This is a genomic window from Pseudomonas sp. C11 (assembly GCF_034683865.1).
Classification (GTDB): Bacteria; Pseudomonadota; Gammaproteobacteria; order Pseudomonadales; family Pseudomonadaceae; genus Aquipseudomonas.
In genome coordinates this window covers 350,489-366,924 of sequence record NZ_JAWIIP010000002.1, presented here as the reverse complement: position 1 = coordinate 366,924, position 16,436 = coordinate 350,489, and the positions used below count along the sequence as shown (strand labels likewise).

Genomic DNA, 16,436 nt, shown 5'->3' with positions numbered 1-16,436 from the left:
ACGGCCGGCCATTATGCCATGGCTCGTGGGCAGCGTCTTGGCACGAGGGTAACTGTCGGTTGCAGGCCGGCGAGGGCTAGAATGGCGCTCTAGCTCGCGCCTCCGATGGTTATCCCATGCAATTGCTCTACACCATTCTGATCATGCTGCTGGTGGTCAGTGGTACGCGTATCACCGCTCAATTCATTCCGTTGCCGCTGCCCCTGCTGCAGATACTGATCGGCGCGCTGTTGGCGATTCCGGTGCTGGGGCTGCATGTACGCCTCGACCCGGAACTGTTCCTGCTGCTGTTCATCCCGCCGCTGCTGTTCGTCGACGGCTGGCGCATGCCCAAGGGGCAATTTCGCCAGTTGCGCACGCCGATCCTGTTGCTGGCCTTCGCCCTGGTGTTCTTCACCATTCTCGTGGCTGGGCATTTCATTCACTGGTTGCTGCCGCAGGTGCCGCTGGCCGCCTGTTTCGCCCTGGCCGCCGTGCTGTCGCCGACCGATGCGGTGGCGGTATCGGCGATCACCCACGGGCGTCTGCCGAGCACATTGAACAACCTGTTGCAGGGTGAGGCGTTGATGAACGATGCCTCCGGCCTGGTGGCGTTCAAGTTCGCCGTGGCAGCGACGCTGACCGGCGTGTTCTCGATCACCGATGCCGGTGTGCAGTTCGTCCTGGTGGCGGTTGGCGGTCTGGCCATTGGCGTCGCGCTCAGTTACCTGCTGGGGCGTCTGCGCGCCTGGATGATTGCCCGTGGCTGGGAGGATCCGGCACCGCACGTTTTGCTGCTCCTGCTGCTGCCGTTCGCCGCCTACGTGGCCGCGGAGCATCTGGAGCTTTCCGGCATTCTCTCGGCTGTAGCGGCGGGGATGATGCAGAGCCGCCTCGATCTGCTGCCCAAACAAACCTCCACACGTCTGCTCAACCGCAGTGTGTGGGCGTTGCTGGAATTCACCTTCAATGGCCTGATCTTCCTGCTGCTCGGTCTGCAACTGCCCGACATCCTCGAGGCGGCGATTGGCGAACATACCGCGCCCTGGCAGTTCGCCTTGCAGGCGCTGGGCATGGTGGTGGCAATCTTCGCGGTATTGATGCTGCTGCGCTTCGTCTGGGTGTATGGCTACTGGCGAGTGTCGGGGGCGTTGCGCAGGCTACGCGGTGAGCCGACACGTTTCGCCGGACAGTCACGGATCGCCCTGAGCGCGGTGCTGACCCTGGGCGGTGTGCGCGGTGCGGTAACCCTGGCGGGCGTCATGTCGTTGCCCTTGCTGCTCAATAATGGCCAGGCCTTCCCTGAGCGCGACCTGCTGATCCTGATTGCTGCCGGGGTGATCCTGCTGTCGTTGCTGGTGGCCAGCGTCGCCTTGCCGCGCATCCTGCCGCGCTTGCCGCAGGACAACGTGGCGCTGCACGAGCGTGAGCTCAATCGGCATCGCGCCGCCGTGCTGGAAGCGGCGATTCGTTATCTGGAGTCCGAGGATGAACGGGCTGCCGATGCCGAAGGGGCTATCGCCGCGGTCGAGGTCAAGGCGCGCCTGATGAGCGAATACCGCGATCTGCTGGAGCGCGCCCGTGGCGGTGACGAAGCGCATGAGCAGCAGCGTGAGACGGATCGCCTGGAGTACCGCCTGCGCTTGCAGGCCCTGCGTACCCAGCGTCTGGAGCTGTACCGCATGCGCCATGACAACGAGCTGGATGACGACCTGCTGGCCGAGATCCTGCGTGATCTGGATATCGCCGAGGCGCGTTTGCACAAGAGCTGACGCGGTTCAGGCGTAGGGCGGATTCAGGCGCGCAGCGAACAATCCGCCGGGCCTTGCCTCAGCAGCGGGGGAGGGGGGCGGGTTGCACCCGCCCTACTGGCTCTGCCCCTCTGCTCGCTTGATTGCTGTGGGAGGGGCTTTAGCCGCGACTATAGAGAGCTTCAGGCGCCGCGAATGAGACGGGCGATGCGCTCGGCCGCTTCGATGCACTCGGCCAGCGGCGCGACCAGCGCCATGCGCACGCGCCCGGCGCCTGGGTTGATGCCATTCACTTCGCGCGACAGGTAGGAGCCTGGCACCACGGTAACGTGCTCGGCAGCGAACAGCTCGCGGGTGAACTGCGCGTCGTCACCCGGCGTGCGGGCCCATAGATAGAAGCCGCCATCGGGGCGCTGCACGTCCATCACCGGGGCGAGGATCTTCAGCACCGCATCGAACTTCTCGCGGTACAGGTCGCGATTGGCGCGCACGTGCGCTTCGTCGTTCCAGGCGGCGACGCTGGCCAGTTGGGTTTGTACCGGCATGGCGCAGCCGTGGTAGGTGCGATAGAGCAGGAAGTGCTTGAGGATTTCGCCATCGCCGGCGACGAACCCCGAACGCAGACCCGGCAGGTTGGAGCGCTTGGACAGGCTGTGGAACACCACGCAGCGTTTGAAATCGCTGCGGCCCAGCTCGGCGCAGGCGCTGAGCAGGCCGGGCGGCGGGGCGTCTTCGTCGAAATACAGCTCGCTGTAGCACTCGTCTGCGGCGATGACGAAATCATGCTCGTCAGCCAGGGCGATCAGCTTCTTCAGGGTTTTCAGCGGGATCAGGGCGCCGGTCGGGTTGCCTGGCGAGCAGAGGAAGAGAATCTGGCAGCGCTGCCAGACTTCAACCGGCACCGCGTCGAAGTCCGGGTTGAAACCGTGGTCTTCCAGGCAGGGCAGGTAATGCGGCTCGGCGCCGGCGAGAAACGCTGCGCCTTCGTAGATCTGGTAGAACGGATTGGGGCTGACCACCAGGCCCTTGGCATTGCGGTCGACCACCGCCTGGGTAAAGGCGAACAGCGCCTCGCGCGTACCGTTGACCGGCAGCACGTGGCGCGCGGCATCCAGCCAGCCAGTCGGTACGCCGAAGCGGCGTTCGCACCAGGCGCTGATACTCTGACGCAGCTCGGGCAGGCCCAGGGTGGTAGGATACACCGCCAGCTTGTCGAGGTTGGCGGTCAGGGCCTGGCCGACGAAGTCCGGCGAGCGGTGCTTGGGTTCACCGATCGACAGGGCGATGGGCGAGCGGTCGGCGGCAGGCTGCACACCGGCGAGCAGGGCGCGGAGTTTCTCGAACGGGTAGGGCTGCAACTGGGCGAGGGCGTGGTTCATGATGATCCGACGGGTCCTTTGTGAGGCGGCGACAAAGGCGGCGACACTAGCACGGGGAGTGCCCGGAGGAAAATTCCGCTGCTTGTCCGTTTTGCATTCGTTTAGGTCGCAATGCTGATGCTGGGCGAGGTCAAGAAATGGTCATTGGCTGCCGATAGCCTGCAGGTATGACTTTTTTCTGACGAGGCTTCTTTCAATGCGCACCCTGAAGTTCAGCCACAAGATCATGCTGGCTGCATCGCTGGTCGTCATCGCAGCCTTCGCCTCCTTTGCGCTGTACAACGACTATCTGCAACGCAATGCGATCCGTGATGGCCTGGCCAACTACCTGAACGACGTGGGGCTGGTCTCCACCGGTAACATCCAGAACTGGCTCGATGGGCGCATGCAACTGCTGGATAACCTCGCCGAGTCGGTGCAGGACGACAGCTCTTCCGAGGCGTTACGCAGGAATCTGCAGCATCGCAGCATTGCCTCGGCGTTCCTCTACGCCTACTTCGGCCAGGCCGATGGCACCTACACGCAGTTTCCCGCCAGTGAACTGCCGGCTGGCTACGATCCGCGCCAGCGCCCCTGGTACAAGAGCGCAATGGGCAGCAGCGGCCCGGGGCTGACGGCGCCGTACCTGGCAGCTGACCCGCGCGATGGCCTGCTGATCACCATCACCCGGCCGGTCAGCGCCGGTGGCAGCCTGCAGGGCGTGGTCGGTGGTGACCTCAAGCTGCAGACCATCGACGACATCCTCAATTCCTTCGATCTTGGCGGCATGGGCTACGCCTTCCTGGTCGATGATCAAGGCACGGTGCTGGTGCATCCGGACAAGAGTCTGGTGCTGAAGAAACTGCCGGATCTCTACCCAGGCGCTGCACCGAAGCTGGTCTCGGAGTTGCAGAATGCGATGGCTGTCGACGGCAGTGCCCGTATCGTCACCTTCCTGCCGGTCAAGGGCCTGGCTGGTGTGCGCTGGTACGTCGGTCTGTCGGTGGACGAAGACAAGGCCTTCGCAGCGCTGCGCGAGTCGCGGCTATCGGCGTTGATGGCCACGGTCATTGGCGTGGTGACCATTCTCCTGCTGCTTGGCGTGCTGATCCGCATCCTGTTGCGCCCGTTGCATGTCATGAGCCAGGCCATGAGCGGCATCGCCGATGGCGAGGGTGACCTGACCCAGCGTTTGCAAAGCGACTCCGGTGATGAGTTCGGCGAGCTGGCCGGTGCCTTCAACCGCTTCGTCGAGCGGATTCACGAGTCGATTCGTGAGGTGGCTTCGGCCACGCGCGAGGTGCATGCGCGTGTCAGCACGGTGGTGCAGGCGTCCAATGCGTCGATGGGCAACTCCAGTGAGCAGGCGGCGCGTACCGACAGCGTCGCAGCCGCGATCAACGAGCTGGGCGCCGCCGCTCAGGAAATCGCCCGCAACGCCGCCGATGCTTCGGCGCAGGCCAGCGATGCCCGGCGTGATGCCGAAGAAGGGCAAGGCATGGTGGAGCGCACCCTGAGCTCGATGAGCGAGTTGTCGGAGAAGATCCAGGCGGCCGGCCGGCATATCGAACAGCTCAGCGAGAAGAGCAACGACATCGGCCAGATTCTCGACGTGATCAAGGGCATTTCCGAGCAGACCAACCTGCTGGCGCTCAACGCGGCCATCGAAGCGGCGCGCGCCGGTGAAGCCGGGCGTGGCTTTGCCGTGGTGGCGGACGAGGTGCGCAACCTGGCGCAGCGCACGCAGAGTTCGGCGCTGGAAATCCAGCAGATGATCGAGCAACTGCAGGCGGGCGCCCGCGATGCCGTATCGACCATGGCCGAAAGCAGGCGCTTCAGTGATGACAGCGTGCGCATCGGCGGTCAGGCCGGTGAGAACCTGCGCGGCGTGACTCACCGTATCGGTGAAATCGACGGCATGAACCAGTCCGTGGCCACGGCGACCGAGGAGCAGACCTCGGTGATCGAAAGCCTGAACATGGACATCACCGAGATCAACACGCTGAACCAGGATGGCGTGCGTAACCTGCAGGCCAGCCTCAGCGCCTGTACCGAGCTGGATCAGCAGGCCGGACGCCTGAAGCAACTGGTGGAGAGCTTCCGCATCTGACCGTCTCGCCTGCTGCGTTTGGTAGCGCGCAGCAGGCGGGAGCCATCAGAAGGTGATCTGCGCCGGGCTCGCTGTGCTGCTCGGCTCCGACAGCTTGGCGATGATCGCTTCCTGCAGGCGTGCGCAGAACTCGGGGTCAGACAATGGCTGCCCATTGGCATCGGTAACGAAGAACACGTCCTCGACCCGCTCGCCCAGGGTGGCGATCTTGGCGTTCTGCAGAGACAGATCGTATTCGAGGAAGATCCGCCCGATGCGCGCCAGCAGGCCGGGACGATCCGGTGCCGTCAGCTCGAGGATGGTGACCGGGCGCTGGGCATCGTTGTGGATGGTCACCTGCGGGGCGAAGGCGAAATGCTTGAGCTGGCGCGGCACCCGGCGCTGGATGATGGTCGGGTAGTCGTCGGGGTTGCGCAGGGTGGTGATCAGGCCCTCGCGGATCTGCTGGATGCGCGCCGGGTTGTTGCCGATCGAGCTGCCATCGGCATCGAGCACGATGTAGGTGTCCAGGGTGAACTGGCTGGTCGAGGTGATGATCCGCGCATCGTGAATGTTCAGGTTCAGCTGGCTCATCGCGGCTACCGTCACGGCGAAGAAGTCATGCTGATCCGGCGCGTAGATGAAGATCTGCGTGCCGCCCTCGAACTCGCGTTGAGTGGTTTCCTTGATCAGTACCAGCGGGTCGCTGCCAGGCGGATGCTGGAGGATGGCCTCGGTGTGCCAGGCGACGTCGCTAGAGGTATGGCGCAGGAAATAGTCGTCGCCGAGCTGGCTCCAGAGCTGCTCGGCATCGTCCTGGTCGATGCCGCTGCGCACCAGGATGTCGAGAGCAGCAATTTGCGTCTGGCGAATCTGTTCTTCACGATCCACCGGGTTTTCCAGGCCACGACGCAGCGCACGCTTGGTCTCGGTGTACAGCTGGCGCAGCAGGCTGGCGCGCCAGGAGTTCCACAGGCTGGGGTTGGTGGCATTGATGTCGGCCACGGTCAGCACGTAGAGATAGTCCAGATGCGTCTGGTCGCCGACGAACTGGGCGAAGTCGTGGATCACCTGGGGATCGGAAAGATCCTTGCGCTGGGCGGTGGTGGACATCACCAGGTGATGCTGCACCAGCCAGACGATCAGGGCGCTGTCCCAGGCCGGCAGATGGTGGCGGCGGGCGAATGCCTCGGCGTCCACGGCGCCCAGCTCGGAATGATCGCCGCCACGGCCCTTGCCGATGTCGTGATAAAGACCGGCGAGGTAGATCAGTTCCGGCTTGGGCAGCTTGTCGATGAGCTTGCTGGCCAGCGGGAATTTCTCTGCCAGCTCCGGCCAGCGGAACTTGCGCAGGTGCTTGATCAGGTTGAGCGTGTGCGCATCGACGGTATAGATGTGGAACAGGTCGTGCTGCATCTGCCCGACGATATGGCCGAACTCTGGCAGGTAGCGGCCGAGGATGCCGTAGCGGTTCATCCGCCGCAGGTTGCGGTGGATGCCTTCCTTGCACTTGAACAGCTCGATGAACAGGCTGGTGTTGCGGATGTCCTTGCGGAAATCGTCGTCTATCAGGTGGCGGCTGTCGCGCAGCAGGCGGATGGTGTCGGCGCGTACGCCCTTGATCTCCGTATGCTGGGCCATCAGTACGAAGATCTCGATGATGGCGAACGGCGTGCGCTTGAAGATGTTGGGGTGAATCGCCTCGATATAGCCGTCACGCACCTGGAAGCGGCTGTTCAGCGGCGTTGCCTGGCTGCCTTCGCCGGCGCGCAGGATGACTTCCTCGAAGTGCTGGTTGATCAGATCCGACAGCTCGGAAATGCCCATCACCACGCGGTAGTACTTCTGCATGAAGTGTTCGATGCTGCGCTTGCCGTCGCCGTCCTGATAACCAAACAGGGCGGCGATGCGGGCCTGGTAGTCGAACAGCAGGCGATCCTCGGCGCGCCCGGCGAGCATGTGCAGGGCGTAGCGCACCTTCCACAGGAACTCCTGGCTGGAAGAGAGCAGGGCGTATTCGCTTTCCAGCAGGAAACCGTGGCTGACCAGCGCTTGCAGGTTGAGCGTACCGAACTGGCGGCGGGCGACCCAGAGCACGGTCTGGATGTCGCGCAGGCCCCCGGGCGAGCCTTTGACGTTGGGTTCGAGGTTGTACTCGGTGTCGTTGTACTTGGCGTGGCGCGCTTTGCGCTCCTCGCGCTTGGCTTGATAGAAGTGCCTGCTCGGCCACATCTGTTCCGGGCTGGTGACCTGCTGCATGCGTTGGCGCAGGTGTTCGGGGCCGGCGATGGTGCGGCTTTCCATCAGGTTGGTGATCACCGTCAGGTCGGCGCGCGCTTCTTCGGCGCACTCATCGACACTGCGCACGCTCTGGCCGACTTCCAGGCCGATATCCCAGAGCAGGGTGAGAAAGCCCTCGATGGGCTCGCGGAAGACTTCCTGATCGCTGCTGCCGAGCAGGATCAGCAGGTCGATATCGGAGTAGGGGTGCAGCTCGCCGCGACCATAGCCGCCCACGGCGAGCAGGGCGATATCGGCATCTTCGCTCCAGGTGAAGCGTTTCCAGGCTTCCTGCAGGATCTGATCGACGAACCAGGCGCGATCCTCCACCAGGCGGCGAATTTCGCGCCCGTCGCGATAGCGTGCATCCAGCACTTCATGCGCGCGGCGGATGGCTTTCTTGAACGCGGCGATGGGGCTGGATTTGAGGGCCAGCTCGGCCTGGAACTGGCCGCGGTCGAACAGTTCGGGATCCATCTGCGGCATGCAGAAGCCTTCCTTCTATCGGTGGGCCTGGGTTCAGGCGGAAGTGCGGGGCAGGGTGTCGTCGCTGCGCAGGGTCAGGATCTCGTAGCCGTCAGCGGTAACCAGTACCGTGTGTTCCCACTGTGCGGACAGCTTGCGATCCTTGGTGATGGCGGTCCAGCCATCACCCAGCAGGCGGGTTTCCGGGCGGCCCTGGTTGATCATCGGCTCGATGGTGAAGGTCATGCCTTCTTTCAGTTCCATGCCGGTGCCGGCCTTGCCGTAGTGCAGCACTTGCGGCTCTTCGTGGAATACCGCGCCGATGCCATGGCCGCAGTACTCGCGCACCACGGAGAAGCCGTTCTTCTCGGCGTGCTTCTGGATCACTTCACCGATATCGCCCAGGCGGGTGCCCGGCTTGACCAGTTCGATACCTTTATACATGCATTCCTGGGTGATCTTGGCCAGGCGCTCGGCCCATTCGGCGACCTTGCCGACCATGAACATTTTGCTGGTATCGCCGTGGTAGCCATCCTTGATCACGGTGATGTCGATGTTCAGCACATCGCCATCCTTCAGCGGCTTGTCATTGGGGATGCCGTGGCACACCACATGGTTGATCGAGGTGCAGATCGATTTGGGGAAGCCCCGGTAGTTGAGCGGCGCGGGAATGGCCTGCTGCACGTTGACGATATAGTCGTGGCAGATGCGATCCAGTTCTTCGGTGGTGACGCCGGGCTTGACGTGCTCGCCGATCATCTCCAACACCTCGGCGGCCAGGCGACCGGCGACGCGCATTTTCTCGATTTCTTCGGGGGATTTGATGGTAACGGTCATGGCAAGCTCTCGGGTGCATACAAATAAAGGCGGGTATCTTAGCAGCTACAGGCTTTGCGCTACAGGCGCAGGTGGCAGGCTGCCGGCTAATGCTCCGCTTGCTGTTCGAGGCTTGTAGCTTATGGCAGCTCTTTGTGGTATAAAACGCGCCGCTTTACGGGCAGTGGCCCGAAAGCTCTAAACCCACACACGTATCGACACGGTTTCCTGGGTGCCTTTCGACAAGTTCGAGGGTTGGAAGCTGGGATACGTGGAGGCCTAACCCGACTTATCAAGGAACTATCATGTCCCAAGTCAACATGCGCGATATGCTGAAGGCCGGTGTGCACTTCGGCCACCAGACCCGTTACTGGAACCCGAAAATGGGCAAGTACATTTTCGGCGCGCGCAACAAGATTCACATCATCAACCTGGAAAAAACCCTGCCGATGTTCAACGACGCTCTGTCGTTCGTTGAAAAGCTGGCTGCCGGTAAGAACAAGATCCTGTTCGTAGGCACCAAGCGTTCGGCTGGCAAGATCGTTCGCGAAGAAGCCGCTCGTTGCGGTTCGCCGTTCGTCGATCACCGCTGGTTGGGCGGCATGCTGACCAACTACAAAACCATCCGCGCTTCGATCAAGCGCCTGCGTGAGCTGGAAACCCAGTCCCAGGACGGCACCTTCGCCAAGCTGACCAAGAAAGAAGCCCTGATGCGTACCCGTGACCTGGAAAAACTGGATCGCAGCCTGGGTGGTATCAAGGACATGGGCGGCCTGCCGGACGCGCTGTTCGTGATCGACGTTGACCACGAGCGCATTGCTATCACCGAAGCCAACAAGCTGGGCATCCCGGTCATCGGCATCGTCGATACCAACAGCAGCCCGGAAGGCGTTGACTACATCATCCCGGGTAACGACGACGCCATCCGCGCCATCCAGCTGTACATGGGTGCCATGGCTGACGCCGTGATCCGTGGTCGCAGCAACGCTGGCGGCGCCACCGAAGAGTTCGTCGAAGAAGCTGCGGCCGAGAGCGCCGAAGGCTAAGCGGTAACGCCAAGCATTTAGCGTTATGCGCTGTGCAAGAAGGGGGCTAAGCCCCCTTTTTGCCACTCACAGATTTTGATTTGGTTGAAGACCTACCGAGAGGATTTTCAAGATGGCAGAGATTACTGCAGCCCTGGTTAAAGAACTGCGCGAGCGTACCGGCCAAGGCATGATGGAATGCAAGAAGGCCCTGGTTGCCGCCGGTGGCGACATCGAGAAGGCCATCGATGACATGCGCGCTTCCGGTGCCATCAAGGCTGCCAAAAAGGCTGGCAACATCGCTGCCGAAGGCTCCATCGCCGTTCGCGTCGAAGGTGGCCGTGGCCTGATCATCGAAGTCAACTCGCAGACCGATTTCCTGGCTCTGCAGGACGACTTCAAAGCTTTCGTCAAAGAAAGCATCGACGAAGCCTTCGAGAAGAACCTGACCGAAGCCGCTCCGCTGATCGCTTCCCGCGAATCCGCTCGCGAAGCGCTGGTTGCCAAGTGCGGCGAGAACGTCAACATCCGTCGTCTGACCGCTGTTGCCGGCGACACCGTAGGTGCTTACCTGCACGGTCACCGCATCGGCGTTCTGGTCGTCCTGAAGGGCGGCAACGACGAACTGGCCAAGCACGTTGCCATGCACGTTGCTGCTTCGAACCCGGCCGTGGTTTCCCCGGATCAGGTTTCCGAAGAGCTGGTTGCCAAGGAAAAAGAAATCTTCCTGCAACTGAACGCCGAAAAAATCGCCGGCAAGCCGGAAAACATCGTCGAGAACATGGTCAAAGGCCGTATCGCCAAGTTTCTGGCCGAAGCCAGCCTGGTCGAGCAAGCCTTCATCATGGATCCGGAAGTCAAAGTCGGTGACCTGGTGAAGAAAGCCGGCGCCGAAGTCGTTTCCTTCGTTCGTTACGAAGTGGGCGAGGGCATCGAGAAGGTCGAGACCGACTTCGCTGCCGAAGTTGCCGCTCAGGTTGCTGCCAGCAAGCAGTAATCGGTTTTTCGGTATGTACCCCCAGAGAGGCTGCCCGTTTGCGCGGGCGGCCTCTTTGCCGAATAAGGGGTGAAGAATAAAGTGGCGGTCGTTCCAACGAATGACTGTCGGTGCTGTCGAAGTGCCAGATCATTGCAGCGGCTCAGCGCGCTGCGTCCAAAACACATATCGCCGCAGGAGAGACTTGCAATGGCTCAGCAGACGACGGGTCGCCAACCTCGCTACAAACGCATTCTGCTCAAACTCAGCGGCGAGGCCCTGATGGGCTCTGAAGATTTCGGCATCGACCCCAAGGTGCTCGATCGCATGGCGTTGGAAGTCGGCCAGTTGGTCGGTATCGGCGTGCAGGTCGGCCTGGTGATCGGTGGCGGTAACCTGTTCCGCGGCGCCGCACTGTCCGCTGCCGGCATGGATCGTGTCACTGGTGACCACATGGGCATGTTGGCGACCGTGATGAATTCGCTGGCCATGCGCGACGCGCTGGAGCGCTCGAACATCCCGGCGATCGTCATGTCGGCGATTTCCATGGTCGGTGTGACCGATCATTACGACCGCCGCAAGGCCATGCGCCATCTGAAAACCGGTGAGGTGGTGATCTTCTCCGCGGGTACCGGCAACCCCTTCTTCACCACCGACTCTGCCGCTTGCCTGCGCGCCATCGAGATCGATGCCGACGTGGTGCTCAAGGCGACCAAGGTCGATGGCGTGTACACTGCCGACCCGTTCAAGGATCCGCATGCCGAGAAGTTCGAGCGCCTGACCTATGACGAGGTGCTGGATCGCAAGCTGGGGGTGATGGATCTGACCGCCATCTGCCTCTGCCGGGATCACGCGATGCCGCTGCGGGTCTTCAACATGAACAAGCCTGGCGCCCTGTTGAACGTGGTAGTGGGTGGCGCCGAAGGAACCCTGATCGAGGAGGAAGCACAATGATCAACGACATCAAGAAAGACGCTCAGGAGCGTATGGGCAAGTCCCTGGAAGCGCTGGATCGCAACCTGGCCTCCATCCGTACCGGCCGCGCTCACCCGAGCATTCTCGACAGCGTTCGCGTGCCTGCCTGGGGTAGCGAGATGCCGCTCAATCAGGTTGCGGCTGTTACCGTCGAAGATGCCCGTACCCTGAAGATCGTCGCGCACGACAAGAACCTCGGCGCTGCCATCGAGAAGGCCATCCTGACCTCCGACCTGGGGCTGAACCCATCCAGCGCCGGTACCACCATCCGTGTACCGATGCCGGCCCTGACCGAGGAAACCCGCAAGGGCTACACCAAGCAGGCGCGTGGCGTGGCTGAGGATGCCAAGGTGGCGGTGCGCAACGTGCGTCGCGATGCCCTGGCCGAGCTGAAGAAGCTGTCCAAGGCCAAGGAGATCAGCGAGGACGAAGAGCGTCGCGCCGCTGACGAGCTGCAGAAGATCACCGACAAATTCATCGCCGATGTCGACAAGGCCCTCGAGGTCAAGGAAAAGGACCTGATGGCCGTCTGACGGCCCGGGCGTCCCGACATGGATAAGAACAAGCAAGGGGCGGTGCCTCGGCATGTCGCCATCATCATGGATGGCAACAACCGCTGGGCCAGAAAGCGCCTGTTGCCTGGCGTGGCCGGGCACAAGGCAGGGGTCGATGCCGTTCGCGCGGTGATCGAGGTCTGTGCCGAGTCCGGTGTCGAGGTGCTGACGCTGTTCGCCTTCTCCAGTGAGAACTGGCAGCGTCCGGCCGATGAGGTCGGCGCGCTGATGGAGCTGTTCCTGGGCGCCTTGCGGCGTGAGGCCAGGCGTTTGCTCGACAACGACATCGCCTTGCGCATCATCGGTGATCGCTCGCGCTTCCATCCCGAGCTGCAGGCCGCCATGCGCGAAGCCGAGCAGCTTACGGCGGGGGCGCGGCGTTTCACGCTGCAGATCGCGGCCAACTATGGTGGCCAGTGGGACATCATCCAGGCCGCCCAGCGTCTGGCGCGCGAGGTGCAGGCCGGGCATCTGCAGCCCGACGAGATCACTGCCGACGTGTTGCAGGGGTGTCTGGCAACCGGCGACATGCCGCTGCCGGATCTGTGCATTCGCACCGGTGGTGAGCACCGCATCAGCAATTTCCTGCTCTGGCAGCTGGCGTACAGCGAGCTGTACTTCTCCGACCTGTACTGGCCGGATTTCAAGCACGAGGCCATGCGCAAGGCGCTGGCCGATTTCGCCACTCGCCAGCGTCGCTTCGGCAAGACCTGCGAGCAGGTAGAAGCAGAGGCGCGCTCCTAATGTTGAAGCAACGAATCATCACGGCGCTGGTGCTGCTGCCTATCGCGCTCGGTGGCTTTTTCCTGCTCGATGGAGCGGCTTTCGCGCTGTTCATCGGTGCAGTGGTTACCCTGGGCGCATGGGAGTGGGCGCGGCTCGCCGGGCTGGCAGCTCAGGCGCAGCGTGTCGGTTATGCGGCGCTGGTGGCACTGCTGTTGGTTGGCCTGTATCAGGCGCCGCAACTGGCGCCTGTGGTGTTGCTGCTGGCGGTTGCCTGGTGGGCTGTGGCCACCTTGCTGGTGCTCAGTTATCCCGATAGCAGTCGTTTTTGGGGCGGTGTACCCGGGCGTCTGGGCATCGGCTTGCTGATTTTGTTGCCGGCCTGGCAAGGCTTGGTGCTGCTCAAGCAGTGGCCTCAGGCGAACTGGCTGATCATTGCCGTGATGGTGCTGGTCTGGGGCGCCGATATCGGGGCGTATTTCTCGGGCAAGGCGTTCGGCAAGAATAAGCTGGCGCCGCGTGTCAGCCCCGGCAAGAGCTGGGAAGGATTGTATGGTGGCCTCGCCGCCAGCCTGGCGATCACCCTGGTGGTCGGCCTGTTGCAAGGCTGGTCGGCGCTCTCCGTGCTTCTGGCATTGGCTGGTGCGGCGTTGGTGGTGTTGATCTCGGTGGTCGGTGATCTGACCGAGAGCATGTTCAAGCGTCAGTCCGGGATCAAGGACAGCAGCAATCTGCTGCCTGGTCATGGCGGCGTGTTGGATCGCATCGATAGCCTCACGGCCGCGATACCGCTGTTCGCGACGCTGCTCTGGCTGGCTGGCTGGGGCTCGCTGTGAGCGCGCTGCAGCGTATTACCGTGCTGGGGGCGACGGGCTCCATCGGCCTCAGCACCCTGGATGTGATCGCGCGCCACCCCGAGCGCTATGAGGTTTTCGCCCTCACGGGTTTCTCGCGTCTGACCGAGTTGCAAGCGTTGTGCCTGCTGCACCGACCGCGCTTCGTGGTGGTGCCCGATGAGGCTGCCGCCGAGACGTTGCAGGTTGCCTTGCGCGCTGCAGGCCAGGCGTGCGAAGTGCTGGTGGGTGAAGAGGGCCTGTGCGCGGTTGCTGCGCATGCCGAGGTCGATGCCGTAATGGCGGCCATCGTCGGCGCGGCAGGCCTCAAGCCGACGCTGGCGGCAGTCCGCGCCGGCAAGAAGGTGTTGCTGGCCAACAAGGAAGCACTGGTCATGTCCGGCGCCCTGTTCATGCAGGCGGTGCGTGACAGCGGCGCGACGCTGCTGCCGATCGATAGCGAGCACAACGCCATATTCCAGTGTCTGCCGCATGACTATGCGCGTGGCCTGGCGGCGGTCGGTGTACGGCGGGTGTTGCTGACCGCTTCTGGTGGGCCGTTCCGCGAAACCCCTGTAGCTGATTTGCAGCATGTGACGCCCGAGCAGGCCTGTGCCCATCCCAATTGGTCGATGGGGCGCAAGATTTCCGTCGATTCGGCCAGCATGATGAACAAGGGGCTCGAACTGATCGAGGCCTGCTGGCTGTTCGACGCGGCGCCGGCGCAGATTGAGGTGGTGATTCACCGGCAGAGCGTGATTCACTCACTGGTCGACTACATCGATGGCTCGGTGCTGGCGCAAATGGGCAATCCCGATATGCGGACGCCAATCGCTCATGCCCTGGCGTGGCCGCAGCGTATCGATTCCGGTGTCGCCCCACTGGATCTGTTCGCTGTCGGTCGCCTGGACTTCCAGCGCCCGGACGAGCAACGCTTCCCCTGTCTGCGTCTGGCGCGCGAGGCGGCGCAGGTGGGTGGCACGGCGCCGGCCATTCTCAATGCGGCCAATGAAGTGGCGGTTGAGGCATTTCTGCAGCGCCGCGTTCGCTTCACCGACATCCCGCGTATGATCGAGTCGGTGTTGAACAGCCAGGCGTCGCAAGCTGTCCAATCGCTCGATATGGTTTTGGCGGCTGACTCGCAGGCGCGCGAGCTGGCCAGGCAGTGGTTGGCTCGCCATTGATGCGGATTGGAGAAGAGAAATGAGTGCGCTGTACATGCTGGTGGGCACGCTGATCGCCCTGGGTGTGCTGGTCACCTTCCACGAATTCGGTCATTTCTGGGTGGCGCGCCGCTGCGGGGTCAAGGTGCTGCGTTTCTCCGTGGGCTTCGGCAGCCCACTGGTGCGCTGGCATGATCGGCAGGGCACCGAGTTCGTCATCGCCGCCATCCCGCTGGGTGGTTACGTCAAGATGCTCGATGAGCGCGAAGGCGATGTACCGCCTGAGTTGCTCGGGCAGGCCTTCAACCGCAAGACGGTCGGTCAGCGTATCGCCATCGTTGCCGCCGGACCGATTGCCAACTTCCTCCTCGCCCTGGTGTTCTTCTGGGTCATCGCCATGCTGGGCAGCCAGCAGGTGCGTCCGGTCATCGGTGCGGTAGAGGAGGGTAGCCTGGCGGCTGCCGCTGGCTTGCAGTCCGGGCAGGAAATCGTTTCGGTCAATGGTCAGTCCACCACGGGCTGGGCGGCGGTGAACCTGCAACTGGTGCGTCGCCTTGGTGAGAGCGGAACACTCGATATCGGTGTGCTCGAGCCGGGCTCGACGGTCGAGTCGCCCAAGCGTGTGCAGTTGAACAACTGGTTGCGCGGTGCTGACGAGCCCGATCCGATTGCTTCGCTGGGTATCCGTCCTTGGCGTCCGGCCCTGCAACCGGTACTCGAAGAGCTCGATGCGCAGGGGCCGGCGCAGGCCGCCGGTTTGCGCCCCGGTGATCGCCTGCTGGCGCTTGACGATCAGCCGCTGGATGATTGGCAGCAAGTCGTCGACAAGGTGCGTGCGCTGCCGGGGCAGCGGATCACGTTGCGCTACGAGCGCGACGGTCAGGCGCAGGATCTGCAACTGACGCTGGCCAGTCGTGGCGAGGGTGAGGCGCGTACCGGTTACCTCGGTGCAGGGGTCAAAGGTGTCGAGTGGCCGGCAGAAATGTTGCGCGAGGTGCGTTACGGCCCGATAGACGGTGTCGTCGAGGGCGCAAGGCGTACCTGGTCGATGAGTCTGCTAACCCTCGATTCGCTGAAGAAAATGCTGTTCGGTGAGCTCTCGGTAAAAAACTTGAGTGGGCCGATAACCATTGCTAAAGTGGCGGGCGCTTCCGCTCAGTCGGGCATCGGGGACTTCCTGAATTTCCTGGCCTATCTGAGCATTAGCTTGGGGGTTCTCAATCTGCTGCCCATCCCTGTGCTGGATGGCGGTCATCTGCTTTTTTATCTGGTCGAGTGGGTGCGTGGTCGCCCCTTGTCTGAGCGGGTTCAAGGTTGGGGGATGCAGATCGGCATCAGTCTGGTCGTCGGGGTCATGCTGCTGGCCCTGGTCAACGATCTCGGTCGTCTGTAACCCGTGCTGAATTACAAATCTGTCGCCTAGTGCGGCAGATTTTTTATCGTCAGTTG

Annotated in this window: 13 protein-coding genes and 1 pseudogene; 11 read left to right on the top strand and 3 right to left on the bottom strand. The window is 62.7% G+C overall.

What is annotated here, in order from left to right; translation table 11 throughout:
* Positions 1–116 precede the first annotated feature (116 nt).
* Positions 117–1,751 carry a Na+/H+ antiporter gene (locus VC352_RS04745; RefSeq protein WP_322978431.1) on the top strand — a complete coding sequence of 545 codons (1,635 nt, stop codon included), beginning with the start codon at positions 117–119 and terminating at the stop codon, positions 1,749–1,751.
* A gap of 161 nt (positions 1,752–1,912) precedes the next feature.
* Here VC352_RS04745 and dapC read toward each other — a convergent pair whose 3' ends face one another.
* The gene (dapC, locus tag VC352_RS04740; protein WP_322978430.1) at positions 1,913–3,109 is read right to left on the bottom strand and encodes a succinyldiaminopimelate transaminase; all 1,197 of its coding nucleotides are present in this window, start codon (positions 3,107–3,109) and stop codon (positions 1,913–1,915) included.
* A 196-nt stretch (positions 3,110–3,305) separates the two neighbouring features.
* Between dapC and VC352_RS25305 the strand changes: the two are divergent.
* Both VC352_RS25305 and VC352_RS25300 read left to right on the top strand, forming a co-directional pair.
* Positions 3,306–4,343 (top strand): annotated as a pseudogene (locus VC352_RS25305) (cache domain-containing protein); the annotation flags it as partial.
* 90 nt (positions 4,344–4,433) lie between these two features.
* Entirely contained in the window at positions 4,434–5,198 is a 765-nt protein-coding gene (locus tag VC352_RS25300) for a methyl-accepting chemotaxis protein (RefSeq protein ID WP_416340096.1), read from the top strand.
* A 45-nt stretch (positions 5,199–5,243) separates the two neighbouring features.
* Here the strand turns inward: VC352_RS25300 and VC352_RS04730 are convergent, their stop codons facing one another.
* The gene (locus VC352_RS04730; protein WP_322978428.1) at positions 5,244–7,943 is read right to left on the bottom strand and encodes a [protein-PII] uridylyltransferase; all 2,700 of its coding nucleotides are present in this window, start codon (positions 7,941–7,943) and stop codon (positions 5,244–5,246) included.
* Positions 7,944–7,976: 33 nt separating this feature from the next.
* Positions 7,977–8,759 (bottom strand): type I methionyl aminopeptidase, encoded by a 783-nt coding sequence (gene map / locus VC352_RS04725; RefSeq protein WP_322978427.1) that lies wholly within the window; start codon positions 8,757–8,759, stop codon positions 7,977–7,979.
* A gap of 284 nt (positions 8,760–9,043) precedes the next feature.
* Between map and rpsB the strand changes: the two genes are divergently transcribed.
* The 8 genes from rpsB to rseP all read left to right on the top strand — a co-directional run bounded on the left by rpsB (position 9,044) and on the right by rseP (position 16,380).
* Positions 9,044–9,784 (top strand): 30S ribosomal protein S2, encoded by a 741-nt coding sequence (gene rpsB / locus VC352_RS04720; protein WP_322978426.1) that lies wholly within the window; start codon positions 9,044–9,046, stop codon positions 9,782–9,784.
* 112 nt (positions 9,785–9,896) lie between these two features.
* Positions 9,897–10,760, top strand: a complete 864-nt coding sequence (gene tsf, locus VC352_RS04715; protein WP_322978425.1) for a translation elongation factor Ts — start codon at positions 9,897–9,899, stop codon at positions 10,758–10,760.
* A 189-nt stretch (positions 10,761–10,949) separates the two neighbouring features.
* Positions 10,950–11,693, top strand: coding sequence for a UMP kinase (pyrH, locus tag VC352_RS04710; RefSeq protein WP_322978424.1), 744 nt, complete (start codon positions 10,950–10,952; stop codon positions 11,691–11,693).
* A complete protein-coding gene (frr, locus tag VC352_RS04705) occupies positions 11,690–12,247 on the top strand; it encodes a ribosome recycling factor (RefSeq protein WP_322978423.1) in 558 nt (185 codons plus the stop codon). The genes pyrH and frr overlap by 4 nt, the downstream gene beginning before the upstream one ends.
* A gap of 18 nt (positions 12,248–12,265) precedes the next feature.
* Complete coding sequence (gene uppS, locus VC352_RS04700; RefSeq protein ID WP_322978422.1) at positions 12,266–13,012, top strand: polyprenyl diphosphate synthase; 747 nt, start codon at positions 12,266–12,268, stop codon at positions 13,010–13,012.
* Positions 13,012–13,827, top strand: coding sequence for a phosphatidate cytidylyltransferase (locus tag VC352_RS04695; protein ID WP_322978421.1), 816 nt, complete (start codon positions 13,012–13,014; stop codon positions 13,825–13,827). The genes uppS and VC352_RS04695 overlap by 1 nt, the downstream gene beginning before the upstream one ends.
* Entirely contained in the window at positions 13,824–15,008 is a 1,185-nt protein-coding gene (gene ispC / locus VC352_RS04690; RefSeq protein WP_322978420.1) for a 1-deoxy-D-xylulose-5-phosphate reductoisomerase, read from the top strand. The genes VC352_RS04695 and ispC overlap by 4 nt, the downstream gene beginning before the upstream one ends.
* A 19-nt stretch (positions 15,009–15,027) precedes the next feature.
* Positions 15,028–16,380, top strand: coding sequence for a sigma E protease regulator RseP (rseP, locus tag VC352_RS04685; RefSeq protein WP_322978419.1), 1,353 nt, complete (start codon positions 15,028–15,030; stop codon positions 16,378–16,380).
* Positions 16,381–16,436 lie beyond the last annotated feature (56 nt).